Source organism: Rhodococcus sp. IEGM 1318 (genome assembly GCF_033142465.1).
In the GTDB taxonomy this organism is placed as follows: Bacteria; Actinomycetota; Actinomycetes; order Mycobacteriales; family Mycobacteriaceae; genus Rhodococcus_F; species Rhodococcus_F qingshengii_B.
The window spans coordinates 88,567-111,933 of sequence record NZ_JAWLSC010000003.1; the positions used below are offsets into that span (position 1 = coordinate 88,567).

22 protein-coding genes are annotated in these 23,367 nt (G+C 62.7%); 16 read left to right on the top strand and 6 right to left on the bottom strand.

All coding sequences use genetic code 11. The annotated features are described in order from the left end of the window. Nucleotides 1-18 precede the first annotated feature (18 nt). From R4P65_RS08555 to holA, 3 genes are read left to right on the top strand one after another with little or no spacing between them, the layout of a single operon-like run. Nucleotides 19-906: a ComEA family DNA-binding protein gene (locus tag R4P65_RS08555; RefSeq protein WP_317826189.1), complete on the top strand. Its 888-nt coding sequence runs from the start codon at nucleotides 19-21 to the stop codon at nucleotides 904-906. Beyond that, nucleotides 903-3,263 carry a DNA internalization-related competence protein ComEC/Rec2 gene (locus tag R4P65_RS08560; protein ID WP_317826190.1) on the top strand — a complete coding sequence of 787 codons (2,361 nt, stop codon included), beginning with the start codon at nucleotides 903-905 and terminating at the stop codon, nucleotides 3,261-3,263. The genes R4P65_RS08555 and R4P65_RS08560 overlap by 4 nt, the downstream gene beginning before the upstream one ends. Further along, nucleotides 3,260-4,237 carry a DNA polymerase III subunit delta gene (gene holA, locus R4P65_RS08565; RefSeq protein ID WP_317826191.1) on the top strand — a complete coding sequence of 326 codons (978 nt, stop codon included), beginning with the start codon at nucleotides 3,260-3,262 and terminating at the stop codon, nucleotides 4,235-4,237. The genes R4P65_RS08560 and holA overlap by 4 nt, the downstream gene beginning before the upstream one ends. 658 nt (nucleotides 4,238-4,895) lie before the next feature. Here the strand turns inward: holA and rpsT are convergent. Continuing rightward, a complete protein-coding gene (gene rpsT, locus R4P65_RS08570; RefSeq protein WP_003944567.1) occupies nucleotides 4,896-5,156 on the bottom strand; it encodes a 30S ribosomal protein S20 in 261 nt (86 codons plus the stop codon). A 197-nt stretch (nucleotides 5,157-5,353) separates the two neighbouring features. On the opposite strand from rpsT, the gene R4P65_RS08575 reads away from it, so the two are divergent. The 4 genes from R4P65_RS08575 to R4P65_RS08590 are packed head-to-tail and all read left to right on the top strand — an operon-like array spanning nucleotide 5,354 to nucleotide 9,676. After that, a complete protein-coding gene (locus R4P65_RS08575; RefSeq protein ID WP_230813938.1) occupies nucleotides 5,354-6,976 on the top strand; it encodes a circularly permuted type 2 ATP-grasp protein in 1,623 nt (540 codons plus the stop codon). A gap of 56 nt (nucleotides 6,977-7,032) precedes the next feature. Continuing rightward, nucleotides 7,033-8,004 carry an alpha-E domain-containing protein gene (locus R4P65_RS08580; protein ID WP_019749046.1) on the top strand — a complete coding sequence of 324 codons (972 nt, stop codon included), beginning with the start codon at nucleotides 7,033-7,035 and terminating at the stop codon, nucleotides 8,002-8,004. Between the two features lie 8 nt (nucleotides 8,005-8,012). Continuing rightward, on the top strand, nucleotides 8,013-8,843 hold the full coding sequence (locus tag R4P65_RS08585) for a transglutaminase domain-containing protein (protein WP_095969749.1): 831 nt from the start codon (nucleotides 8,013-8,015) through the stop codon (nucleotides 8,841-8,843). A gap of 59 nt (nucleotides 8,844-8,902) precedes the next feature. After that, nucleotides 8,903-9,676 carry an aquaporin gene (locus R4P65_RS08590; RefSeq protein WP_214881388.1) on the top strand — a complete coding sequence of 258 codons (774 nt, stop codon included), beginning with the start codon at nucleotides 8,903-8,905 and terminating at the stop codon, nucleotides 9,674-9,676. A 31-nt stretch (nucleotides 9,677-9,707) separates the two neighbouring features. Here R4P65_RS08590 and R4P65_RS08595 read toward each other — a convergent pair whose 3' ends face one another. Beyond that, nucleotides 9,708-10,241, bottom strand: coding sequence for a type II toxin-antitoxin system PemK/MazF family toxin (locus tag R4P65_RS08595; protein ID WP_230813934.1), 534 nt, complete (start codon nucleotides 10,239-10,241; stop codon nucleotides 9,708-9,710). Between the two features lie 72 nt (nucleotides 10,242-10,313). Here R4P65_RS08595 and lepA point away from each other — a divergent pair, with 72 nt between their 5' ends. The 3 genes from lepA (at nucleotide 10,314) to R4P65_RS08610 (ending at nucleotide 14,202) form a co-directional block, all read left to right on the top strand. Further along, nucleotides 10,314-12,206: a translation elongation factor 4 gene (gene lepA, locus R4P65_RS08600; RefSeq protein WP_230813932.1), complete on the top strand. Its 1,893-nt coding sequence runs from the start codon at nucleotides 10,314-10,316 to the stop codon at nucleotides 12,204-12,206. Nucleotides 12,207-12,212: 6 nt separating this feature from the next. Then, nucleotides 12,213-13,142: a nitronate monooxygenase gene (locus tag R4P65_RS08605; RefSeq protein ID WP_317826192.1), complete on the top strand. Its 930-nt coding sequence runs from the start codon at nucleotides 12,213-12,215 to the stop codon at nucleotides 13,140-13,142. A 79-nt stretch (nucleotides 13,143-13,221) separates the two neighbouring features. After that, nucleotides 13,222-14,202: an ABC transporter substrate-binding protein gene (locus R4P65_RS08610; protein WP_317826479.1), complete on the top strand. Its 981-nt coding sequence runs from the start codon at nucleotides 13,222-13,224 to the stop codon at nucleotides 14,200-14,202. 58 nt (nucleotides 14,203-14,260) lie between these two features. On the opposite strand, the gene R4P65_RS08615 is transcribed toward R4P65_RS08610, so the two are convergent. After that, a complete protein-coding gene (locus R4P65_RS08615) occupies nucleotides 14,261-16,219 on the bottom strand; it encodes a glycoside hydrolase family 15 protein (protein WP_003944557.1) in 1,959 nt (652 codons plus the stop codon). A gap of 82 nt (nucleotides 16,220-16,301) precedes the next feature. Here R4P65_RS08615 and R4P65_RS08620 point away from each other — a divergent pair, with 82 nt between their 5' ends. The 6 genes from R4P65_RS08620 to R4P65_RS08645 all read left to right on the top strand — a co-directional run bounded on the left by R4P65_RS08620 (nucleotide 16,302) and on the right by R4P65_RS08645 (nucleotide 20,654). Next, a complete protein-coding gene (locus R4P65_RS08620) occupies nucleotides 16,302-16,508 on the top strand; it encodes a hypothetical protein (RefSeq protein WP_003944489.1) in 207 nt (68 codons plus the stop codon). Between the two features lie 123 nt (nucleotides 16,509-16,631). Further along, entirely contained in the window at nucleotides 16,632-16,721 is a 90-nt protein-coding gene (locus R4P65_RS08625) for an Ms4533A family Cys-rich leader peptide (RefSeq protein ID WP_309599318.1), read from the top strand. Nucleotides 16,722-16,917: 196 nt separating this feature from the next. Beyond that, nucleotides 16,918-17,949 carry a sulfate ABC transporter substrate-binding protein gene (locus R4P65_RS08630; protein ID WP_317826193.1) on the top strand — a complete coding sequence of 344 codons (1,032 nt, stop codon included), beginning with the start codon at nucleotides 16,918-16,920 and terminating at the stop codon, nucleotides 17,947-17,949. Nucleotides 17,950-17,956: 7 nt separating this feature from the next. Then, on the top strand, nucleotides 17,957-18,805 hold the full coding sequence (cysT, locus tag R4P65_RS08635) for a sulfate ABC transporter permease subunit CysT (RefSeq protein ID WP_283304164.1): 849 nt from the start codon (nucleotides 17,957-17,959) through the stop codon (nucleotides 18,803-18,805). Further along, nucleotides 18,802-19,608 carry a sulfate ABC transporter permease subunit CysW gene (gene cysW, locus R4P65_RS08640; RefSeq protein WP_283304165.1) on the top strand — a complete coding sequence of 269 codons (807 nt, stop codon included), beginning with the start codon at nucleotides 18,802-18,804 and terminating at the stop codon, nucleotides 19,606-19,608. The genes cysT and cysW overlap by 4 nt, the downstream gene beginning before the upstream one ends. After that, entirely contained in the window at nucleotides 19,605-20,654 is a 1,050-nt protein-coding gene (locus tag R4P65_RS08645) for a sulfate ABC transporter ATP-binding protein (protein WP_317826194.1), read from the top strand. Before cysW ends, R4P65_RS08645 begins: the two co-directional genes overlap by 4 nt. A gap of 131 nt (nucleotides 20,655-20,785) precedes the next feature. Here R4P65_RS08645 and R4P65_RS08650 read toward each other — a convergent pair whose 3' ends face one another. The 3 genes from R4P65_RS08650 to R4P65_RS08660 form a co-directional block, all read right to left on the bottom strand. Beyond that, the gene (locus tag R4P65_RS08650) at nucleotides 20,786-21,682 is read right to left on the bottom strand and encodes a universal stress protein (RefSeq protein WP_317826195.1); all 897 of its coding nucleotides are present in this window, start codon (nucleotides 21,680-21,682) and stop codon (nucleotides 20,786-20,788) included. Between the two features lie 55 nt (nucleotides 21,683-21,737). Continuing rightward, a complete protein-coding gene (locus R4P65_RS08655) occupies nucleotides 21,738-22,514 on the bottom strand; it encodes a DUF998 domain-containing protein (protein WP_317826196.1) in 777 nt (258 codons plus the stop codon). A gap of 94 nt (nucleotides 22,515-22,608) precedes the next feature. Then, nucleotides 22,609-23,364, bottom strand: a complete 756-nt coding sequence (locus R4P65_RS08660; protein WP_317826197.1) for a sirohydrochlorin chelatase — start codon at nucleotides 23,362-23,364, stop codon at nucleotides 22,609-22,611. Between the last annotated feature and the right edge of the window lie 3 nt (nucleotides 23,365-23,367).

Here is a 23,367-nt window from a genome sequence, read left to right on the forward strand (position 1 = left end):
TCTCGTTATCGTCCAGTCATGAGGATCAGCGAGGAGCGCGAGCGGGCGCGTGATCGCCTCGCGGCGATGGACGGCAACTACAGGCGGCGACATGAGGACGTCGACGAATTCGAGGATTCAGCGTCTTTCGAGAGATCCCCTGAGTGGCTTCAGGACTACGACGCGGACGAATGCGAAGCTCAACCCGACGCCTCTAGGTTCGATCGGCTGCCCGAGCGTTGGCGCGGAACACGTTGGCGCCCGAGCCGATCGGCGACCGGGGTGTTGGCGATCGTTGCAGTTCTGGCCACGGCGATCGGCTTGTTCGCCGTGTGGTGGGATTCTCCGAGTATGCAGGCGGTCCCACCGTTGCCCTCGCCCCAGAATGTCACGGCGCAGAATGTCGCTGCTGACGATGGTGAATCAGTCGGTCCCGTACCTACCGGCGTCGTACCAGAGCAGCCGCCTCAGGCTCTGGTGATCAGTGTCGTCGGACTCGTGCGCACGCCGGGGCTTGTCAACCTACCTCCGGGCTCGCGCATTGCCGACGCGCTCGCCGCGGCAGGCGGCCTGCTCGACGGCGCGGAGACGGTGGGCCTGAACCTGGCTCAGAAGCTTGCCGATGGTGATCAGATCGTGGTGGGTGCGGCCGATCAGTCCGGTGGTGTTTCAGCGAGTTCGAGTACCACTGCAGGAGGGGCCCGCCCCGCCGCTGCGGGGGAGTCCGGCGGGACTGGGCTGGTGAACCTCAATACCGCCACCGAGGCCGAACTGGACGATCTTCCCGGGGTAGGGCCGGTAACGGCTGCGGCGATCATCTCCTGGCGCACTTCCAACGGAAAATTCACGGACATCGAACAATTGGGGGAAGTCGACGGGATCGGCCCGGCAAGGTTGGCGAAGCTTCGAGTGCTGGTGTCGGTGTGAACGAACCGGAAGCCTCGCCGGTCCTCGACGCTCGACTGCTTCTGTCGGCCGTCGCAGTGTGGGGGAGCAGCGCGGTGGGGACCTTGTACGGTGCGACCACTGCGTGGGTACTGGCAGTGGCATGTGCGGTTCCAGCGGCAATCCTCAGCTACGTGGTTGTGCGCCGGACATCTGCAGGGTGGTCACGAATCATGTTGGCGGCATTACTATTCGGTGCCGGATGCAGTGTCGTCAGCGGATGGCGGGCGTTCGAGGCGGAGAGTCACCCACTGACCCGAGCTGCCCTCGAAGGAGCCTGGGTGAGTGTCGAAGTGGAACCCACTGAGGATCCGCACGTGGTCGCCGGCGCGGCTGGTCAAGGGCAGGTCTTCTTCAGGGCAACCGTCAATTCTGTGGCTTCACATAACCACAGGTACTCCGGTGGCGGCTTGGTCACCATCCGGGCACCCAGTTCGTCGTGGCTCGAAGTTGTTCCAGGGCAGAGCCTCACGGTTCGCGGCCGGGCGAGTCAGCCTTGGCATAGCGATTCCACGCTCGCCGTGATCACATCCGAAGGGCCTCCAGTCGCGGTGGGAGACGTGCCCTGGTACCAGCGATGGGCGAGCGTGGTGCGCACTCGTTTCGCCGCTGCGTGCTCGGCTGCGCTCCCGCCGGATCAGGCAGGTCTGCTGCCTGGCCTCGTCGTCGGAGACACGTCGGCGTTGTCTCCGGTGGTGAAGGACAACTTCACCGTTGCCGGGCTTTCCCATCTCACCGCGGTATCCGGCGCCAACATCAGCATTCTGCTCGGGGCCGTTCTGCTGTTGGTCAGAGCAGCGGCGCTGAGTCCGCGGGTCGGGGCCGTCTTGGCACTGATGGCCCTCGTTGCATTTGTTGTCGTCGCGAGGCCGTCGCCGAGTGTTCTGCGTGCGTCGGTGATGGGCCTGATCGCCCTGCTCAGCTTGGTCGTCGGTCGTCGTAAACAGGCGCTGCCTGCTCTTGCCGCCGCCGTCATCGTTCTGGTTGTCGTGATGCCCGAGCTTGCCGTCGACTGGGGATTTGCGCTGTCGACCACGGCCACGGGTGCACTGGTGATCATTGCCCCCGTGTGGGTGGATGTCCTCCATCGACGAGGTTGGCCTCGATGGCTCGCGGAGATGACAGCCGTCTCCAGTGCCGCGTTTGTCGTGACTGCACCGTTGGTGGGCGCCATGGCGGGAACATTCAGTGTCGTCACGATTGCCGCGAACATGGCAGTAGCTCCCGTGATCGGAATTATCACGGTGTTCGGTGCGGTGATTGCCCTGTGCGCGCTTATCAGTCCATCGATTGCCGTGTTCATTGCTCCGCTCGTCCGGCCTCCGATGGGGTGGCTGCTGTACGTGTCCGAGTGGACCGCGTCACTTCCGGGAGCGTCGGTGGTGGTGCCGTCAGGAATGATCGGTGCTCTTGTCATCGCGGGCGTCTTACTGGCCGTAGCGCTGGCGCTGTGGAATCGGATTTCGCGGCTGGTGGTCGGCGTTCTCGTGCTGGGTGTCGTTCTGGCCCTGATCTTTCAACACGTGTTCGGGGGTGGTCGTATTGCTCCGGGGTGGGTAGTGGTCATGTGCGACGTCGGTCAAGGGGACGGTCTTGTGCTCGCGACCGGCGACGACAGAGCAGTTGTCATCGATGTCGGTCCTGATCCCACTTCGATGGATCGTTGTCTGAACATGTTGGGTGTCAGCGACATCGCGTTGCTCGTGATCAGTCACTTTCACGCCGATCACATCGGAGGATTGGAAGCAGTTCTGGGTGGGCGTTCGGTCACCGCGATAGGGGTGGGTTCGATGTTGTTGCCGGAGTCGGGTTTTCGATCGGTCAAGAGTGCTGCCGATTCTCACGACATTCCGGTCGTCTCGTTGCGGGCGGGTGCAGAGCTGACATTGGGATCGGTGAACATGGAGGTTCTCGGACCGTTGGTTCCAGAGCCCCGCGATTCCGTCGACGCCGCGGATGCTGCCAACGATCAATCGCTGGTGGTGATGGCGCACACGGACGCGGGTCGAATTCTGTTGACGGGTGACGCCGAAGTTGCGGGGGAGGAGGCTATTCTCCGATCGGGGACGGACGTGAAGGCCGATGTGTTGAAGCTGCCCCATCACGGTTCCCGGACCACGTCGTCGGCATTTTTGGAAGCGGTGCGTCCGAGGTTGACGATGATCAGCGTCGGCGCCGGCAACAGTTTCGGACACCCGAATGCTGAGGTTCTCGACGAACTGGATTCGTTGGGCGGGGCGGTGGTTCGGACGGACGTCGACGGCACTGTCGCGGTGTACGGCGGGGGCAGCGGGTCTGTGTCGATCGTGTCGGTTCCTCGTGGGACCATCTTCGGGTGAGTAATCCGTCTGGAGTCGATCCGCTGCATCTTGTTCTGGGGGACGACGAGTTCCTCATCGACCGCACGGTGTCGCAGCTCATCAGAGCCGTCCGCGGTGATCGCGGCCAGGGTATTTCGGATCTCCCGGTGACGAAGATGCGTGCGGGCGACACCAATGCTCCTGAGTTGGCTGAGCTGCTGAGCCCCTCTCTTTTTGCCGAAGATCGTGTGATCGTCTTGGAATCGGCTGCAGAAGCAGGCAAGGATGCCGTAGCTCTTGTTCTCGAGGCTGCGCGTGAGCCTGCGGAAGGTGTCGTTCTGATCGTCGTGCACTCGGGCGGTGGTCGCGCGAAGGCGTTGGCGCCGGCGCTCGAGAAGCTCGGCGCGACGGTGCACAGCTGCGGAAAACTGAACAAGAGCCAGCTTGTCGACTTCGTTCGCGGTGAGTTCCGGACCCCAGACGTCAGGGTTGCGCCAGATGCGATCGCGGCGATGATCGAAAGTGTCGGCTCCAACCTCCGTGAACTGGCATCGGCCTGCTCACAATTGGCGGCGGATACCGGCGGCAAGATCGACGTCGAAGCGGTCCACAAGTACTACTCGGGGAAGGCCGAGGTCTCCGGCTTCGACGTGGCCGACAAGGTCATCGTCGGTGATACCCGGGGTGCACTCGAGGCACTCCGGTGGGCCGATCAGATCGGAACAGCCCATGTTCTGCTCGCGGATGCCCTCGCCGACGCAGTCCACACGATCGCGAAGGTCGGCCCGTTTGCACGGGGCGGTGACCCGTTCCGGTTGGCGTCGGATCTCGGAATGCCGCCGTGGAAGGTCAAGAAGGCAATCAAGGAGGTCGGCGGCTGGGATCCCACGTCGATCGGCGCTGCGATGCAGATCGTCGCCGCCCTCAACGCCGACGTGAAGGGCGCCGCAGTCGACTCGTCCTTCGCCCTGGAGATGGCAGTGCGGAAAGTGTGCGCGTTGCGGAAGAACTGAGAACAACGTGGCCTACTGCGCGGCCGGCCAGAAGGAGTCCGATGACAGTGGCGGCCGCGGCCTCACCCGCCCGGTAGTCGAGGCGTTTCACGCAGGCTTGCTCCAACTGAGTGTGCGGAATGGCCTGAGGCCGTGTCGTTGGTTCACCTGTTCTGATGTCGGTCACTCGTAGTGAGTCGTGCGGCACCGGATTCACCACACTGCCGCAGACAATTGTTTCTTGGCCGACGCTGTCCACCGGCACCTTCACAGCGGTGAGAAGCGCTCGTCCAACGGCGAGAAACGCCAGAACCGCAACGAGTGAACACATCATGCCGAAGAAGATCCGGAATTCGCTACGTTGCCTGCGCCTCCACCATCCGTAGCTTGCGGCACCTCCGACGACTGCAACCGTCGATGATTCCCACCAACGAGGGATTCCCAGGGCGGCCAATACGCCGAAAGCGACGACCGCCCAGAAGACAGTCGTGAACAACCAGCTGCGAGGGCGTCTCCCGTGCCCGTTGACCGCCATCATCAGATGGTTGCAGCCCGGTCCACATATTCGGTGCAAGACATGGATGTGATCCGATTGAAGACGCAAAATAGCCGCCTGGTCTTTCGACCTGGCGGCTATCGAGACGAACCAGTATGACGGCGAACCGTCACAGTGAAAACGTCAGAGCTTGTTGGCAGCCTGCGAGAGTGCAGACTTCTTGTTGGCAGCCTGGTTGGCGTGAATGACGCCCTTGCTGGCTGCCTTGTCGAGCTTGCGGCTGGTGGAGACGAGGAGCTCGTTGGCCTTGTCCTTGTCACCGGCTGCCGCAGCCTCGCGGAATGAACGGATCGCGGTACGCAGCGAGGACTTCACCGACTGGTTACGGAGTCGGGCCGCCTCGTTGGTACGGATTCGCTTCACCTGGGACTTGATGTTGGCCACGCGTAAAATCCTTGTCGTCTTTAGCTGGTTACGGTCGAGAAAGCTGTGGGCGCACTGATGCACCGACTGGCAAGATTACCAGCCGAGGGCCCAAGAACCCAAACCGTCGCACGTTGCGTCTGTCGAGAAGAGTACACCGAGCGCCCGATTTCTCGCCGCGCTGCCGAATAGCCCCACTTGTAGCAGCATGTTGCCCTATGACGCCGCCGCCTTCGAAAAGTTCGAGTAAAACAGGTTCGACCACCACCCGAGCGCGTCCCGCTGCAGTGTTCGACGGATATTCAGATATCGGTCGCTACGAGTTGGCTTTCGACGAGATGTTCGAGCCCGACGGCTCGGTGCGTGCTCCGTACAAGGGCGTGTTCAAAGCCCTGGCGCCGACGAGCAGTGCCGACCTCGCCGCGCGTGCCGACGCGCTCGGACGCGCATTCATCGACCAGGGCGTGACATTCTCGCTGTCCGGGCAGGAACGGCCATTTCCATTGGATCTGGTGCCGCGGGTCATTGCCGCACAGGAGTGGTCGCGGCTGGAAAAGGGCATCAAGCAGCGTGTGAAGGCGCTCGAGTTGTTTCTCGCGGACATTTACGGAGAGCAGCGAATCCTGCGCGATCACGTGCTGCCGCGCCGTCTGGTCACCTCGTGTGAGCACTTCCACCGCGAAGCGGCCGGCATCGTGCCGCCTAATGGTGTGCGAATCCACGTCGCCGGTATCGACCTGGTCCGTGACGAGGCTGGGGAGTTCCGAGTTCTCGAGGACAACCTGCGATCTCCGTCCGGCGTCTCCTATGTGATGGAAAACCGTCGCACCATGACTCGGGTGTTCCCGGATCTGTTCATGTCCCACAAGGTGAGGGCGGTCGGTGATTACGCAACACACCTGCTGAGAGCGCTGCGCGCGGGTGCTGCACTCAACGAAGCGGACCCAACAGTGGTTGTTCTCACACCAGGTATTGCCAACTCGGCTTATTTCGAGCACTCGCTGCTCGCTCGTCAGATGGGCGTGGAACTCGTCGAAGGTCGCGACCTGTTCTGCCGCGACAACATGGTCTACATGCGCACGACGGAAGGTGAGCGCCAGGTTGACGTCATCTATCGCCGCATCGACGACGAGTACCTCGACCCGATGCACTTCCGCCCGGATTCGATTCTCGGCGTCGCCGGCCTACTGAATGCGGCGCGAGCGGGCAACGTGGTGATCTCGAGTGCCGTCGGCAACGGAGTCGGTGACGACAAGCTGGTCTACACCTACGTTCCGCAGATCATCGACTACTACCTCGGTGAGAAGCCGCTCTTGCAGAACGTAGACACGTTCCGTTGTTGGTTGGACGAGGAGTGCGAGCAAGTCCTCGACCGGGTCGCGGAACTGGTCATCAAGCCGGTGGAAGGGTCCGGCGGCTACGGAATCGTCTTCGGGCCCGACGCGAGCCCCAAGGAACTGGCCGCGATCACCCGCAAGATCAAGGCGGACCCACGCGGGTGGATCGCGCAGCCTCTCGTGCAGTTGTCCACGGTGCCGACCAAGATCGACGACGTTCTCTCCCCGCGCCATGTGGACTTGCGGCCCTTTGCCGTCAACGACGGCGAAGACGTGTGGGTGTTGCCCGGCGGCCTGACCCGGGTGGCGCTTCCGGAAGGTTCGCTGGTGGTCAACTCCAGCCAGGGCGGCGGAAGCAAGGACACATGGGTGCTTGCGAGCCGCACCTCACACGAGGACCCGGAGCTGTCCGGCGAGGAGTTGGTGTCCGAGCCTCCGGAATCCGCGGAACCGGTGCAGGGGCCGGAGCTGAGTACCTCACAACAGCAGCAGCAGCAACAGTGAATTCCTCTGAACTGCCCAGCTACCAAGAACTATCAGCGAACGGAGCGTGGTGACTGATGCTTGCTCGCAACGCAGAGTCCCTCTACTGGATCGGCCGCTATGTCGAGCGAGCGGACGACACCGCTCGGATCCTCGACGTCGCCGTCCACCAACTTCTCGACGACGCCACCGTCGACCCGGACCGCACGTCGCGTCTGCTCTTGCGTGTCCTCGGCATCGAAGCGCCGGAGGAGAAGCTCGACGTACGCTCGCTCACCGATCTGGTTGCGTTCAGTCGCAATCAGGTTGGTTCGATCGTGGATTCGCTGGCGAGTGCTCGTGAGAATGCTCGCGGAGCGCGTGAGGTCACGTCTAGTGAGATGTGGGAGTGCTTGAACACCACGTACAACGGATTGGCCGAGCGTGAACGTGCATCACGCAGGTTGGGGCCGCACGAGTTCTTCCGCTACGTGGAGGAACGCGCGGCGATGTTCGCGGGCCTGGCGGATTCCACGCTCAGCCGCGATGACGGCTATCGGTTCCTTCTGCTGGGGCGCTCGATCGAACGTGTCGACATGATCGTGCGAATGCTGCTGGCGCGCGCCGGTGACCGCCCGTCGTCGCCGGCGTGGGTCAGTGTGCTTCGCTCGGCGGGTGCGCATGACACGTATCTGCGTACGTATCGCGGAGCGCTCGACGCCAATCGGGTGGTCGAGTTCATCTTGTTGGACAGGCTCTTTCCGCGTTCGGTGTTCCACTCGATCAGGCAGGCCGAGAAGTGTCTGCAGGAACTCGACCCGCAGCCGGGCAGCCGTGTTGGAATTCGGGCGGAGGCGCCGCGGCTTCTCGGCCGCGCACGCAGCGAACTGGAATTTCTGCCGCAGGGCGTGTTGCTCGAAGATCTGCAAGGTCGGTTGCTCGGTTGGCAGGAGACCTGCCGCGAACTGGGTGAAGCGATTGCGCTTCAGTACTTCCACGCTGCGCCGTGGGTCGCATGGACGGATGCCGGCGCCGCGTATGCGGAGTCGACGGTGGAGGGAGAGCTGTGAGCTGGCGAATGAGGGTCGTGCACACCACGGGATATGCGTACGACGCTCCGGTGACGTCGTCGTACAACGAAGCGCGATTGACACCTCGCGGCGACACCAGGCAGACGGTGATCCTCACGCGCGTCGAAACGCAACCGGCAACGCGTTCCTACCGATACACCGATTACTGGGGCACCGCGGTGACCGCGTTCGACTTGCACGCCCCGCACACCGAACTCGAAGTGACCGGACTGTCGGTGGTGGAAACAGAACCGTTCGTTCAGCCCGAGGAAACCGTCGACTGGGATGAATTGTCGGGTGAAGCGATTAAAGATCGATTCAACGAGCAACTGAGTTTCACGAGATATGTTCCGCGTGATCGTAAGCTGGCGACAATTGCCAAGGAATTGCGCAAAGATAAATCACCTGAAGATGCAGTAGTGGCTGCGTCCCAATGGGTTTACGGTGAAATGTCATATGTACCCGGCACGACCGGAGTGCACACGTCGGCCGTCGAGGCTTGGTCTGCCAGGAAAGGCGTCTGCCAGGATTATGCGCATCTGACCTTGGTATTGCTACGAACGATGGGCATTCCGTGTCGATACGTTTCCGGCTATCTCCACCCCAAACGTGATGCGGCAGTCGGGGACACGGTGGTGGGGGAATCGCACGCGTGGATCGAGGCGTGGACTGGCGCGTGGTGGGGATACGACCCGACCAATGCGATAGCTGTGAATGAACAGCACGTCTCGGTCGGTATAGGAAGGGACTATTCGGATGTGCCGCCTTTGAAGGGAATCTTTTCCGGTGGCCGCTCCACAGATCTCGAAGTTGTTGTGGAGATCACCCGGCTTGCGTAAAGTCCGGCAAATCTAGTGGCGTGAGCATTACTACCGTTCGATGAGAAGAAGGTGGGAATATGTCTCCAACTGCACAGGAATTGACTGAGGTCGAACCGATCTCGGATGTGAAGAAGTATGCGGCCGAAGCGGTGGGGACTTTTGTGCTCGTGTTCTCCGCGGTCGGAACTGCCGTATTCGCAGGGGCGAAAGTCGGCAATCTCGGAGTGGCCCTCGCGTTCGGTTTGACCCTGCTGTTCCTCGTGTATGCGATCGGGCCGATTTCCGGTTGCCACGTCAACCCGGCGGTGACTCTCGGTCAATTCGTGATCGGGCGCATCTCGGCCGTCAATGCGGCGATTTACGTTGTCGCGCAAGTGATCGGCGGTTTGGTAGCAGGCGTCGTGATCTACACGGTCGCGAACAGTCTTCCGGCGTACAACCGTGCTGCTGACGGACTGGGCGCAAACGGTTGGGGTGCACACAGTCCGTCTGCCGAGAAGAACCTTCTCGGCAACGTGGTCTCGGACGGTTACGGCATCGGTGCCGCCATGATCATCGAGATCCTGCTGACAGCGCTGCTGGTGTTCGTCGTTCTCGCGTCGACCGATCAGATCTCGGACGTACCGCTTGCCGGAGTGTCCATCGGCTTCACCCTGGCCGTCATTCACCTGATCTCGATCCCGATCGACAACACCTCCGTCAACCCCGCTCGAAGCCTCGCTGTCGCGCCGTTCCAGGACGGCGCACTAGGTCAAGTGTGGTTGTTCATCGTGTTCCCGCTGATCGGCGGTGCACTCGGCGCACTCATCTATCGAGCACTCTTCGGACGGTTCAACCGTATGGACAGCTGATCGATACTGCTTCTATCCCTTCGGGTCGGCTTCAGCTCCAGCTGAAGTCGGCCCGAAGTTTTGCCGCGACCGCGTCGAACTTCAAATGATCCATGACGGCGCCCTCGCGGCGTATTCCGCTCTCGGGAACATCGAGCACCCGGTCGAGCCGGATCCAGCTCGGTCGGCCCTCGCCGTCCCACGGGCCCGAACCGATTGCGAGCCAATCGCGCTCACCTTCGCGCTTGCTCTGCGAAGACAACATCAGACCGAGCAGCGTGTCGCCGTCGCGGCCGACTACCAGCACCGGACGGTCTTTGCCCTGGGTCGGATCTTCCTCGTAGGCAACCCAGGTCCAGACGATCTCGCCCGGATCGGCTTTGCCGTCGAGGTCGGGGGAGTACTCCACCCTCCTGGCGCGATGTGCGGTCGGAGATGTCCGCGCGGCGATCGGTCGGCCGGACGGACCAGGCTTCGAGGTGGACGACTGAGACGTTGACGACTGCAACTGGCGCAGTAGCGCAGGTCCCTTCTCCACCGCGAGGGCGCCGAGGGTTCTGCCGATCTGCTTCCACATGCTTGCCATAGCGTTCGAGCATAATCACCTGCCCGTGGGAACCCCTGGTACGGCGGCGCCGAGACTTGGATATCCTGAGGGTTGACAGTGGCCCGGATCCGGGCCGGTGCCGGTCCGACTAAGGGGTCTCCCATCAGCAGCTTCGCCGACAAGACGTTCACGGATCCTGCGCAGATCCGGAACTTCTGCATCATCGCGCACATCGATCACGGTAAGTCGACGCTGGCAGATCGCATGCTGCAGCTCACCGGTGTGGTCGAAGAGCGGGCGATGCGTGCGCAGTACCTGGACCGCATGGACATCGAGCGTGAACGCGGCATCACCATCAAGGCCCAGAACGTTCGTCTGCCCTGGACCGTCGACGGCGAAGAGTTTGTTCTCCACCTCATCGATACTCCCGGCCACGTCGACTTCACGTACGAGGTCTCCCGTGCGCTCGAAGCGTGTGAGGGCGCAATTCTGCTGGTCGACGCAGCTCAGGGTATCGAAGCTCAGACGCTGGCCAACCTCTACCTGGCGATGGAGAAGGATCTCAAGATCATTCCCGTCCTCAACAAGATCGACCTCCCGGCCGCGGACCCCGACCGATATGCCGAAGAGATCGCGCACATCACCGGCTGCGAGCCCGGCGATGTCCTGCGCGTGTCGGGCAAGACCGGCGTGGGCGTCAAGGAACTGCTCGACGAAGTAATCGTGCAGATCCCCGCACCCGTGGGTGATGCTGACGGTCCGGCTCGCGCCATGATCTTCGACTCCGTCTACGACGCCTACCGCGGCGTGGTCACCTACGTACGTGTGGTCGACGGTCGGATCCGTCCCCGCGAGAAGATCACGATGATGTCGACGGGCACCACACACGAACTGCTCGAGGTCGGCATCATTTCCCCTGAGCCGAAGGCCAGTATCGGTCTGGGCGTCGGCGAGGTGGGCTACCTCATCACCGGTGTGAAGGACGTCCGCCAGTCGCGCGTCGGTGACACCGTCACCACAACCCGCAACGGCGCGACCGAACCGCTGGTCGGCTACCGCGATCCCAAGCCGATGGTCTATTCAGGTCTCTACCCGATGGACGGCTCGGACTACCCGGTGCTGCGCGACGCTCTCGACAAGCTCCGTCTCAACGACGCGGCATTGGCCTACGAGCCGGAGACGTCGGTTGCCCTCGGATTCGGCTTCCGCTGCGGCTTCCTCGGCCTGCTGCACATGGAGATCACCCGCGACCGCCTTGAGCGTGAGTTCGGCCTGGAACTGATTTCCACCGCGCCCAACGTCGTCTACCGCGTCGTGATGGAGGACGGGGCCGAGGTCATCGTCACCAACCCGTCGTACTGGCCGGAAGGCAAGGTCCGCGAGGTCTACGAGCCGGTCGCCAAGTGCACCGTCATCGCCCCGAGCGAGTACGTCGGCGCCATCATGGAGCTGTGCCAGTCCCGTCGCGGTGAACTCGGCGGCATGGACTACCTCTCCGAGACTCGCGTCGAACTGCGCTACGAACTGCCCATGGGCGAGATCATGTTCGACTTCTTCGACGCCCTCAAGTCCCGCACCAAGGGTTATGCCAGCCTCGATTACGAGGAGGCCGGTGAGCAGCAGGCCGACCTGGTGAAGGTCGACATCCTTCTGCAAGGGGAGGCCGTCGACGCGTTCTCGTCGATCGTGCACCGCTCCAACGCCGGCGCTTACGGCGGACGCATGACGTCGAAGCTTCGTGAGCTGATCCCGCGCCAGCAGTTCGAGGTTCCGATCCAGGCAGCGATCGGCGCCAAGATCATCTCGCGCGAGAACATTCGCGCAATCCGCAAGGACGTTCTTGCCAAGTGCTACGGCGGCGACATCAGCCGTAAGCGCAAGCTGCTCGAGAAGCAGAAGGAAGGCAAGAAGCGCATGAAGACCATCGGCCGCGTCGAGGTGCCTCAGGAAGCATTCGTCGCAGCCCTGACGTCGGAATCGGTTGGCGAGAAGCCCAAGAAGTAGGAGCGCATGGTCACCACCTGGTTGTCCCGAGAGTTCGGAATCGAAATCCCGGTTCTCGGGGCGCCCATGGGTGGCCGCGCTGGCGGTGCGCTCGCCGGAGCTGTCTCGGCTGCCGGTGGTTTGGGTCTACTGGGCGCGGCCCGGTACAACACACCGGAGTGGATCGAGGCCGAAGCCGAGGTGGCCCGGTCGATCGGCGGAATATTCGGCGTCGGCCTGATGACGTGGTCGCTGCCCGAGAACGAGCTGATGCTCGACGCCGCGATTGCCGTCGCACCGACCATGATCACCTTGTCGTTCGGTGATCCCGCCGCCTACGTCGGACGCATCCACGACGCCGGTATTCCTGTTGTGTCACAGATCAATACGCTCGACGACCTTCGCATCGTCGAGGCCGCGGGTGTCGACGGCGTGATCGCACAGGGCGGTGAGGCAGGCGGCCACACCGGCCGAATCGGAACCCTACCGCTGCTGCAGGAGATCCTGGAAGCGACGACGCTTCCAGTGCTGGCAGCAGGCGGTATCGGAACCGGACGCGGCTTGGCTGCAGTACTGGCTGCCGGTGGCGAAGGCGTGATGATCGGCACGGCGCTGCTCGCCAGCCCGGAGACAATCGGACCGGACTACGCCCGCGACCGCGTCGTCGAAGCCGGAAGCACCGACACGATCTACACCTCCGTTTTCGACCGAGCGCGAAGTCAGCCGTGGCCGCAGCGGTGGGGTGGCCGCGCGGTGGCCAACGAGTTCACCGCTGCCTGGCACGGTGTCGACGCCGACGAGGAGACGTTGGCAAAGGCGTACGACCCGTCGGATCCGCACAGCGGTGTCGTCTACGCCGGAGAAGCTGTCGGACTCGTGCACGGAACCCATCCGGCCGGCAACGTGGTCCGACGCGTCGGTGCCGATGCGGAGCGTTTGCTCTCTCGTTTCGCCTGAAAGCAAGGTCGGACATAGACGTGTCCAATATGGGAAGGTAAGCCTCTACTAACTAGTGGAGGAGTATTTCGTGCGTGCGATGAAGTTCTCGGCGGTGGCTCTCTTGGGAGCACTGGTAGTCGGTATCAGTGGTTGTTCGTCTTCGGACGCCGACGAGATCGTGGGCGGTCGGGTCATCACGGTCGACCACAAGTTCGGCGCCACCACGATCACGGGGACGCCGACGCGCATCGTCGCGGCCGACACCCAGTGGCTCGACGCCCTGCTCGAACTCGGAATCCAGCCTGTGGGGTACCTGGCTGCCGGACCAATGGGTGACGAGCGTGGCCTGTTCCCGTGGGAGAGCCGCGTCGACACGTCGGCGAAGGAACTCGATCGCTCGGCGATTCAGCAGTTCGGTGTCCCGCTCAAAGTCGAAGAAATTGCAGCCTTGGATCCCGATCTGATTCTCGGTGGGTTCTCCGTCGCCGATCAGGACGATTTTGATCAGTTGAGCAAGATCGCTCCGACAATTGCCGGTCTGTCCGACGTCCAGGTCGATCCGTGGCAGGACCAGGTCGAGATTCTCGGTCGAATTCTCGACGAGGAGTCGCGAGCCGACGAGATCGTCGAGTCCACGAACGGGCAGATCGATGCGCTCGCACAACGACTGCCGGGGCTGAAGGGAAAGACGGCACTTCTGTCGCAGTACGTCTTCCCGACGTCACAGTTGGTGATCGTCGCCGATCCCAAGGACGGTGCTTCGGGACTGTTCACGCGCCTGGGAATGTCGTTGCCGCCCAAGCTGGTCGAAGAGGCCGGTGTGACCGGTGGTCGGCTGATACTCAGCCCGGAACGGGTCGACGCTCTCAGCGCCGACGTCGTGGTGCTGCTGCCGAACGGAGGGTCGCTGGAAGACATGATGAAGCTGCCAGGGTTCGCCGACCTGCCCGCAGTCAAGGGCGGCGGATTGGCCATCGTCGACTATCCGACTGTTGCCGGGCTGAACACTCCGTCGTCGCTGTCGCTGAAGTACTCGCTCGAATCGATCACGCCGCAACTCGAAGCGGTGGCCGGCTAGAACTGCTGTGCACCTTTATTAACCGCGGGCGGTTAATAAAGGCGCACAGCAGGTGGGTCTAGGTTGCGTTGTGCGCGGGCTGGAATGCGCCGGCTTCGGCAGCTTCCTCGGCGCGGATCACGTGGACCACGGCGTTGATCAGCGCCAGGTGCGTGAATGCCTGCGGGAAGTTACCCAGATGGCGACCGGTGTGCGCGTCGATCTCCTCCGCGTACAGCTTGAGCGGGCTCGCGAACCCGAGCAGACGCTCGCAGAGATGCTTTGCGCGATCCAGTTCGCCGATCTCGACGAGGGCGGACACCAACCAGAAGGAACAGATGGTGAACGTGCCTTCCTCGCCGCTCAATCCGTCGTCGGTGGTGTCGACGCGATAGCGCAGGACCAGACCTTCTTCGGTGAGCTCGTCTGCGATCGCCAGCACCGTCGCGCGGATACGCGGATCGTCGGCAGGCAGGAAGCGCAGCAGCGGAGCCAGCAGTAGAGACGCGTCGAGTGAATCGTGTCCGTAGCGCTGTGTCAGAACTCCACGCGAGTCGACACCGTGCGCGAGGATGTCGGCTTTGATCTCGTCGGCGATGGCCGTCCATTGCTGCGCAAAGCTCTTCTCGCCCTGCATCTCTGCAAGCTTGGCGCCGCGATCGAGGGCGACCCAACACATGATCTTCGACGACGTGAAGTGCTGCGGTTCACCGCGCACCTCCCAGATCCCGCGGTCGGGCTGGCGCCAATGCTTGATCGCTTCCTCGACCTGCTTCTTGAGCAGCGGCCACAACGCTTCGGGGACGCGCTCGCGGGTGCGGATGTGGAGGTACACCGAGTCGAGCATGGTGCCCCAAATGTCGTGCTGCTGTTGATCGAACGCCCCGTTGCCGATACGCACCGGACGGGCGCCGTCATAGCCGGACAGATGGTTGAGTTCGGACTCCTCGAGCGTGCGCTCGCCGCCGATGCCGTACATCACCTGCAAGGGATGTGGCTGACCGTTGTCCGAACTCGACACGTCGTAGATGAAGTTGAAGAAGTCGTTGGCCTCACGGTCCAACCCGAGCGTGTAGAGGCCCCACAGTGCGAAGGTGGAATCGCGAACCCACGCGTAGCGGTAGTCCCAGTTACGTTCTCCGCCTGGTGTTTCCGGTAGCGAGGTCGTCGAAGCCGCGAGCAGGGCTCCGGTAGGTGCGTAGGTAAGCCCCTTGAGTGTGAGCGCGCTGCGTTGCAGGTATCCGCGCCACGGGTGATCGGGGAACTTGCCGATGGTCACCCACTCGCGCCACGACTTCGACGTCTGCCACATCTTGTCGGCGGCCTCGTCGAACGTCTGCGGCGCGGGAAGATCCGACCACGAGAGCGCGACGTAGACGTTGTCGCCTTCGACCAGTCGCGTCCGGGCCCGGGCCTCGCGACCTTCCAGACCCAATCGGAGATCGGTGGTCAAGCGCAATGTCGGATGGTCGCCGGGCTTGGCGGAGCGACACGTTGCCGTCGCTTCCTCGTAGACCTTGCCGGTGTACTCCCAATTGGCGGTGCCGCGGTGATAGTCGAACGCGGGCTCGCAGCTCATCTCGAGTTCGACGGTGCCGCTGACGCATTTGACCGTACGGAGAAGCGTGTGTTCCGCGTCCCAGTCGGTCGGTGTGCGCTTGTGCGTGTTCGATCGCTTGTCGACGTTGTGCCATGGGCCGAGAACCAGTGCGTCGCGAACGACGAGCCAGCCGGTCTCCGTCTGCCATGTTGTCTCGAGGATGAGTCCGCCCGGCAGATAGCGTCTGGCTGCGGGCACGTTCTGGCCGTAAGGGCCGATACGGAAATGGCCTGCGCTGCGGTCGAGGATGGCACCGAACACGCTGGGGGAGTCGGGGCGGGGAACGCACATCCACTCGACAGATCCGTTGCGGGCAATCAGGCACGAGGTTTCGCAATCGGAAAGAAACGCGTAGTCGTCGATCGGGGGAAAGTTGCTTCGATGGTGACCCGTGGAGGCGGGAGGAATCGTCTGCACCACTTCGTCGTCAGCACTCATTCGGACATCATCCGGCCAGAATCGACACACGTCCAATCCACACGCTGTCGGGACTGTTTCGGTCGAAGGATAGGGTGATGGCGTGGATCGGATAGCGGATTGGTGGGACAGCTTCGAGCTGTGGATGGCGGGGCTCCCGTTCATCCCGCAGGTCGCATTGGTCCTGATCGTCGTCGTTCCGCTGTGCCGCCTGGTGGCCATCGGTCTGGATCGCGCGTTGGCTGCCGTACTCGCTCTGCCGCTGTTCGGCTGGTTGCGTAGGAATTCTCGAGAAGTAGAGGAAAGCTGATGCCCCGCTCACGGGTCACTCTCGCCCTGATCGCCCTGATTCTCCTCGTGATCGTGGCGTGGCTTCTCACCCGCTAGTTCTCCCGATTAGAGCGGGCGCCGGTGCTCTGCTAAAGTCCACCGCGTGTCCGAAGCAACAGCTCCCGTAATCCGCCACCAGTTGGCGTTGATTGCTGTCGGCATGCTCGACGTCGCTGACGTCGCCTGTTGTTGATTTCCTGAGTTCGACCTCTCCGGTGGTGCTGCGCACCCCACTCGAACTTCTCTGCGCGTAGCTCGCGCCCCCGATTCAGGGCTCTTTGCCCGTCGGCCTTTCATGTCTGAACGTCGCGATGGATTCAGCCCCAGAGGTCTCGGACTTGTCGTTTGATCAACCCTCGTTTGTCAGTCCTTTCAGGAAGGTATCTGCAATGAAACGCCGTTCCCGCACACTTCTCACTGCTATCGCGACCATGGGGGCCGTGGTACTCACAGCGTGCAGTGGTGGCTCGAGCGACACCGTAGGTGGTGACAGCGCCGCCGGCGACGGTAGCGCCGGCACGATCAACCTGTTCGCCTACGCCGTGCCGAAGCCCGGCTTCGACAAGCTCACCGCAGCCTTCCAGGCGACCGACGAGGGCAAGAACGTCAACTTCAACCCTTCGTACGGTGCCTCGGGCGACCAGTCGCGCAAGGTGAAGGACGGTGCCGAGGCCGACTTCGTCAACTTCTCCGTCGAGCCTGACATCACCCGCCTGGTCGATGCCGGTCTGGTCGATCAGAATTGGAACCAGGACGCCTACAACGGAATTCCGTTCGGATCGGTTGTCACCATCGTGACCCGTCCGGGCAACCCGAAGGGGATCAAGGACTGGGACGACCTGCTTCAGCCCGGCCTCGAGGTCGTCACGCCGAACCCGTTCAGTTCCGGCTCGGCCAAGTGGAACCTCTTGGCGCCGTACGCCGCGAAGAGCGACGGTGGCAAGAACCCGCAAGCGGGCCTCGACTACGTCACCGCCTTGGTCAACGACCACGTCAAGATCCAGCCCAAGTCGGGACGCGAGGCTTCGGAAGCCTTCCTGCAGGGTAGCGGCGACGTTCTGATCAGCTACGAGAACGAGGCACTGTTCATCGAAGGCAACGGCGACCCGGTCGAGCACGTCACCCCGCCCACGACCTTCAAGATCGAGAACCCGGTTGCCGTGATCTCGAACAGCAAGGTCCTCGACAAGGCGACCGCGTTCAAGGACTACCTGTACACGACCGAGGGTCAGACGCTTTGGGCCGAAGCAGGATTCCGTCCCGTTGATCCCGCCGTCGCTGCCAAGTTCACCGACAAGTTCCCCGAGCCGACCAAGCTGTGGACCATCTCAGACCTCGGCGGCTGGAAGGCCGTGGACAGCGCTCTGTTCACCAAGGACACCGGTTCGATCGCAGTGATCTACGACAACGCGACCAAGTAAGACTGACGTGACTGACACTATTGACCCCACCCCCGTGGCTCGTCGGCGAAAACTCGCGCGGGTCACGGGGAGTGTGGGGCCGCTCGGAATCGGAGTTGCCACCCTGTGGCTCTCCGTGATCGTTCTGCTTCCGCTCGCCGCGTTGACCGCCACCGCGTTCGACGAGGGGATCTCCGGATTCTGGGACGCCGTCACCGCACCCGTTGCCTTGGCGTCGTTGCGCGTGACGTTGTTCGTCTCGGTGATCGTCGCATTGCTCAACGTGGTGATGGGCACGATCATCGCGTGGGTACTGGTCCGGGACGACTTTCCGGGCAAGCGCATCGTCAACTCGATGATCGACCTGCCGTTCGCGTTGCCGACCATCGTGGCGTCGATCGTGCTGTTGTCCCTCTACGGCCCGCAGTCGCCGATCGACATCCACCTCAATGCAACTCAGCCCGGTCTGATCGTGGCGCTGGCTTTCGTGACCTTGCCGTTCGTCGTTCGCTCTGTGCAGCCGGTGCTGATGGAGGTCGACCGTGAGGTCGAGGAAGCAGCTGCATCGTTGGGCGCTTCCAACTGGACGATCTTTCGCTCCGTCGTTCTTCCGACGCTGGCGCCTGCCGTCATCTCCGGCGCGGGACTCGCGTTCGCGCGAGCGATCGGTGAATACGGTTCCGTCGTCCTCATCGGCGGCAACATCCCGCGAGTGACACAGATGACGTCGCAGTACATTCAGCAGCAGATCGAGATCGATCGTCCGACCAACGCCGCTGCAGTGTCGGTAGCGTTGCTCGCCATCGCATTCGTGACGCTGTTCGTCCTGCGAATCTTCGCTTCGCGCGGACAGCGACGTGAGGAGAGTTCCCGATGAACGTGTCCAGAGGATCGAAGATCGGTCTGAGGACCATCGCTCTCGTCTACCTGTTCGTCTTGTTGGTCGTGCCGATCGGCGTGATCCTGACACGAACGTTCGAGAACGGGATCGGTCCGTTCATCGAATCGATCACGACACCGGCAGCGATCTCGGCGCTGAATCTCTCGCTGATCATCGTGGCGATCGTGGTTCCCGTGAACGTGGTGTTCGGCGTCGTCACCGCACTCGCTCTTGTGCGTGGTCGGTTCCCGGGCCGCGGAGTTCTGCAGTCTGTGGTCGACCTGCCGTTCGCGGTCTCGCCCGTCGTCGTCGGTGTGTCCTTGATTCTTCTGTGGGGTGCCAACGGTTGGTTCGGCGGGATCGAATCGTTGGGGTTCAAGGTCATCTTCGGCTTGCCCGGCATGGTGATCGCGACGATTTTCGTGACGCTGCCCTTCGTCGTCCGGGAAGTCGAACCCGTACTTCACGAGATCGGCGACGAGCAGGAACAAGCGGCCGCGACGCTCGGTGCCTCGGGCTGGCAGACGTTCTGGCGGATCACCTTGCCCGCGATCCGTTGGGGCTTGACGTACGGAATCGTGTTGACGGTGGCGCGTTCGCTCGGTGAATTCGGCGCAGTCATCATGGTCTCTTCCGGTTTCCCAGGGGTATCCCAGACACTGACGTTGCTGGTGCATTCGCGATACATCGACGACCACAACACCTTTGGTGCGTATTCGGCGGCAACGCTGCTGATGGGCATCGCCATCATTGTCCTGTTGCTGATGACGCTGCTGGACCGTAAGAGGAGCACCACATGATCACAGTGACCGGGGCCCGCAAGAACTACGGTGATTTCGCGGCGCTCGACGACGTGACGGTCAACATTCCCTCGGGTTCGTTGACGGCATTGCTCGGGCCCAGTGGCTCGGGAAAGTCGACGTTGCTGCGTTCGATCGCCGGGCTCGAAGAACTCGATTCGGGAACCATCACCATTGCAGGCAAGGACGTCACCGGCATCTCGCCGCAGAAGCGTGACATCGGCTTCGTGTTCCAGCACTACGCCGCGTTCAAGCACATGACGGTGCGTGACAACGTGGCGTTCGGGCTCAAGATCCGAAAGCGCCCGAAGCCGGAGATCGAGAAGAAGGTCAACGAACTACTGGGGATCGTCGGCCTCGACGGCTTTCAACACCGGTACCCGGCGCAGCTGTCCGGTGGCCAGCGTCAGCGCATGGCGTTGGCGCGCGCTCTGGCTGTCGACCCGCAGGTTCTCCTGCTCGACGAGCCCTTCGGTGCGCTCGACGCGAAGGTCCGTGCCGACCTGCGCACATGGTTGCGTCGCCTGCACGACGAAGTACACGTCACCACCGTCCTGGTCACCCATGACCAGGAAGAGGCTCTCGACGTCGCAGACCGAATCGCAGTGCTGAACAAGGGGCGAATCGAGCAGATCGGTGAACCTGCCGACCTGTACGACCGCCCGTCCAACGACTTCGTGATGTCCTTCCTCGGATCCGTCGCGAAGCTCAACGGGCAGCTGGTCCGTCCGCACGACATCCGCCTCGGCCGCGATCCGAGCATGGCTCTCGCTCAGGAGTCCGGAACGGCCGAGTCCCTCGGCGTCACACGCGCAACTGTCGAGCGCGTCGTGTACCTCGGCTTCGAGGTTCGGGTCGACCTGCGCAACGAGGCAACCGGTGAGCTGTTCTCGGCTCAGGTCACGCGCGGTGACAGTGCAGCGCTGCACCTCGAGGCGGGGGAGACGGTGTACGCCCGGGCAACTCGGGTGCCGGATCTGCCGGAGACCCCGGTGTCGACGCCGGTGCAGGAGCCGGTCACGGTGAGCGTCGTCGGCCAGGTTTGACCTGCTCGCCGTGTCTGCCCTGTTTGGCCTGTTTAACCCCCACTCCCGGTTGAGCGAACGGCACTTTCGGTCTACTGAAGGCGCCGAAAGTGCCGTTCGCTCAGAAATGGGGGTGCGGCAGCTGTGCGTGTTCAGCCCTCGCGGCAAACGAGGACCGGGCACTGGGCGTGGTGGATCAGGCTCTGACTGGTCGAACCGACGATCGACGCCATGAACGGACTGCGGCCATGGCTACCGACGACAACGAGCTGCGCCTCCGCTGAATGCTCGAGCAGTGCCTTCATCGGTCCACTGCGTTGGACGCTGCGGGTGACTTCGACGTCGGGGTACCTCTCCGTCCAGCCGGCGAGGCACTCGGACAGCAGTGCGTGCTCATGCTGCTCGTACGGACCCCAGTCGACGAAGCGCCTGGCTTCGGAGTACCCGCCCAGCGAGGCGTGCTCGTTCCAAGTGTGGACCGCAACCAACGGTGCATCGAGGAACGCGGCAAATTCGAAAGCATGCGCGACGGCGAGTTCGCTGAGCTTGCTCCCGTCGACGCCGACGACGATGGGCCTGGTGTCGGCCATCGCGTGATCACCCGTACCTCGGAATACGGCCACGGGACAGTGCGCACGGTTGACCACCCGAATGGTGTCGGATCCAAGAAACACGGACTGCATTTCGCTGGTGCCGGCCTGACCCAGTGCAACGATGCGAGCCGACTTCGAGAGTTCGACGAGTGTGGTTGCGGGAGTACCAGTCACGAGGCCACGTTCGATGGTGACGTCGGTGTGATCATCGCGGATGGCGTCCTCGACCTCGTCGAGTAATTTTGCACCCTCGACGCGAAGGTGGTGGTCGAACATCTCTTCGTCGGTGACGTTGGTACCTCCACCGGACTCGGGTTGTCCTGGCAGCACGTGGGTCAGGCGAAGTGGTTCGTCGAATCTCTTTGCAGCCGATGCTGCCCACCTCGCGGCGTTGACCGCGCTTGCCGAGCCGTCGATACCGGCCACGATTCCGTGTCGAACAGATGCACTGGTCATGGAAGTCTCCTCGCGTCGCCTGCTTACCAGTGTGTCCCTGCTCACCCCCGGTTCGCTACAAACTGGTCAGCTCCCGGGGCGCGAGAACGTCGGTGGGCACTGCTGCGCGAGATCGGCGCGGGCGCAACGACAACAGAGCGGTGATGAATCCGTTACCGGGCAGTGTCAGTTCCACGTTCTTCAACACGGTTCGGCGCATCAATGCGAGCAGGGCTGCGACGCCGGTGACAGCCATCCACATAGGCAGTGGGTACAGCGTCAGGCGTTCACCGAGGCCGAAGGTGAGGGTTCGTCCGAGAAGCAGTACGGCGCCGACGATTCCGGTGGCCGCGCACAGCCCCGACCACACTGCGATCCACCTACGATGACGCCAGAAAGAAAAGGCCATGAGTACGAGAACGGCATGCCGGGCGACGAAGCCGGGGAACACGGCAGTCCAGTGAACGAAGGTTCCGTCGTTGGCCGGGAAGAGGCCGGTGGCCGCGGTGCTCAGTGCAACGACGACGGCAAGACCGAGAATCCACTTCTTCGCACGACCGTTCGGAATGTACTTGTGCAGCAAGGCCGCACCGAGGATGGTGAGCGCACCGAGAATCATGAAAGCCGCGTTCATGACGTCGTGCATCGGCGAACACGAATCCACGCTGCATGTCGTCACGCCCAGCGAACTGATGGAGTCGCGCGCGAAGCTGTACGGCGTCTTCCAGGCTCCGGCCGTGAAGATTTCGACAAGCAGGTAGAGCACCGACAGGACCCATGCGATGCCAGCTGTGCCGAGGCGAAGATTGTGAGTGATGGTGTTCCCTCTCGCGGCGCTCTGAGGGGATTGCACCCAAAGATCTGTTTCGCAGGCGAAGGAGGTGCCTTCGCGAGCTGGACAGGTCCAACACTACGGTAACAATCTGATAACGGCCTGTGAAACCGGATCAGGCGGAGCGGACCAGACGGTCGGGTAGTGCATCAGCGACTTGTCGGTAACGGTCGATCATCGTTTCGATCAGTAGAGAGTGCCCACCGATCGTGTCGGCGAAACGCGCGCGCGGACATGCCGTTGCTGCGGCAGCGCTGAGTCGGTCGGTCAGTAGGCCGGGAGCCAAGAACCACGGTGCAACGACAACACGTTCGGCGCCGTCCTGCTCGAGAGCGGAGATCGCCTGGGCAACTGTCGGTTCCGCGGATGTGGCGAAGCAGATTCGAACACCCGACCAGTTGGTTCCGGTCAGAAGTGTGGACGCCAATTCTGCGGTTGCGGCGTTGGCGCGCGCGTCGGACGAGCCGACTGCCGCAAGAGCGACCCCCACCGACGGATCGTCCAGCTGGGCACCTGCTTCGAAGATTCGCTCACGCACGGCCTCGATCAGCCGAGCATCACGACCCAGTACGTCAGCTTGGAACACGGTTAGTTGGGGGTGGCGGATCGCGGCTGCGGCCAAGAGCCCGGGCAGATCTACCCGAGCATGGAACGCATTGCCCAGCAACATGGGGACAGCGACAGCTTGCGTGTGTCCGTCGGCAGCAACACCATCGAGGACCTGATCGATGGATGGCGCGTTGAGATCGAGGAAAGCCATCCGGACGTCGAGATCGGGCCGCGTTTCACGAAGAGCCGCGACGGCAGCCGCGATCACCCGAGCTGAACGGGGATCGCGGCTTCCGTGCGCAACAGCAATGAGCGGAACCATCTA

Bases quoted from the DNA above. Each gene is read 5' to 3' on its own strand.
- R4P65_RS08555 (WP_317826189.1), top strand. From the start codon at position 19: ATGAGGATCAGCGAGGAGCGCGAGCGGGCGCGTGATCGCCTCGCGGCG.
- R4P65_RS08575 (WP_230813938.1), top strand. From the start codon at position 5,354: ATGACGCCGCCGCCTTCGAAAAGTTCGAGTAAAACAGGTTCGACCACC.
- R4P65_RS08580 (WP_019749046.1), top strand. From the start codon at position 7,033: ATGCTTGCTCGCAACGCAGAGTCCCTCTACTGGATCGGCCGCTATGTC.
- R4P65_RS08585 (WP_095969749.1), top strand. From the start codon at position 8,013: ATGAGGGTCGTGCACACCACGGGATATGCGTACGACGCTCCGGTGACG.
- R4P65_RS08590 (WP_214881388.1), top strand. From the start codon at position 8,903: ATGTCTCCAACTGCACAGGAATTGACTGAGGTCGAACCGATCTCGGAT.
- R4P65_RS08595 (WP_230813934.1), bottom strand. From the start codon at position 10,241: ATGGCAAGCATGTGGAAGCAGATCGGCAGAACCCTCGGCGCCCTCGCG.
- R4P65_RS08605 (WP_317826192.1), top strand. From the start codon at position 12,213: ATGGTCACCACCTGGTTGTCCCGAGAGTTCGGAATCGAAATCCCGGTT.
- R4P65_RS08610 (WP_317826479.1), top strand. From the start codon at position 13,222: ATGAAGTTCTCGGCGGTGGCTCTCTTGGGAGCACTGGTAGTCGGTATC.
- R4P65_RS08615 (WP_003944557.1), bottom strand. From the start codon at position 16,219: ATGAGTGCTGACGACGAAGTGGTGCAGACGATTCCTCCCGCCTCCACG.
- R4P65_RS08630 (WP_317826193.1), top strand. From the start codon at position 16,918: ATGAAACGCCGTTCCCGCACACTTCTCACTGCTATCGCGACCATGGGG.
- cysW (WP_283304165.1), top strand. From the start codon at position 18,802: ATGAACGTGTCCAGAGGATCGAAGATCGGTCTGAGGACCATCGCTCTC.
- R4P65_RS08645 (WP_317826194.1), top strand. From the start codon at position 19,605: ATGATCACAGTGACCGGGGCCCGCAAGAACTACGGTGATTTCGCGGCG.
- R4P65_RS08650 (WP_317826195.1), bottom strand. From the start codon at position 21,682: ATGACCAGTGCATCTGTTCGACACGGAATCGTGGCCGGTATCGACGGC.
- R4P65_RS08660 (WP_317826197.1), bottom strand. From the start codon at position 23,364: ATGGTTCCGCTCATTGCTGTTGCGCACGGAAGCCGCGATCCCCGTTCA.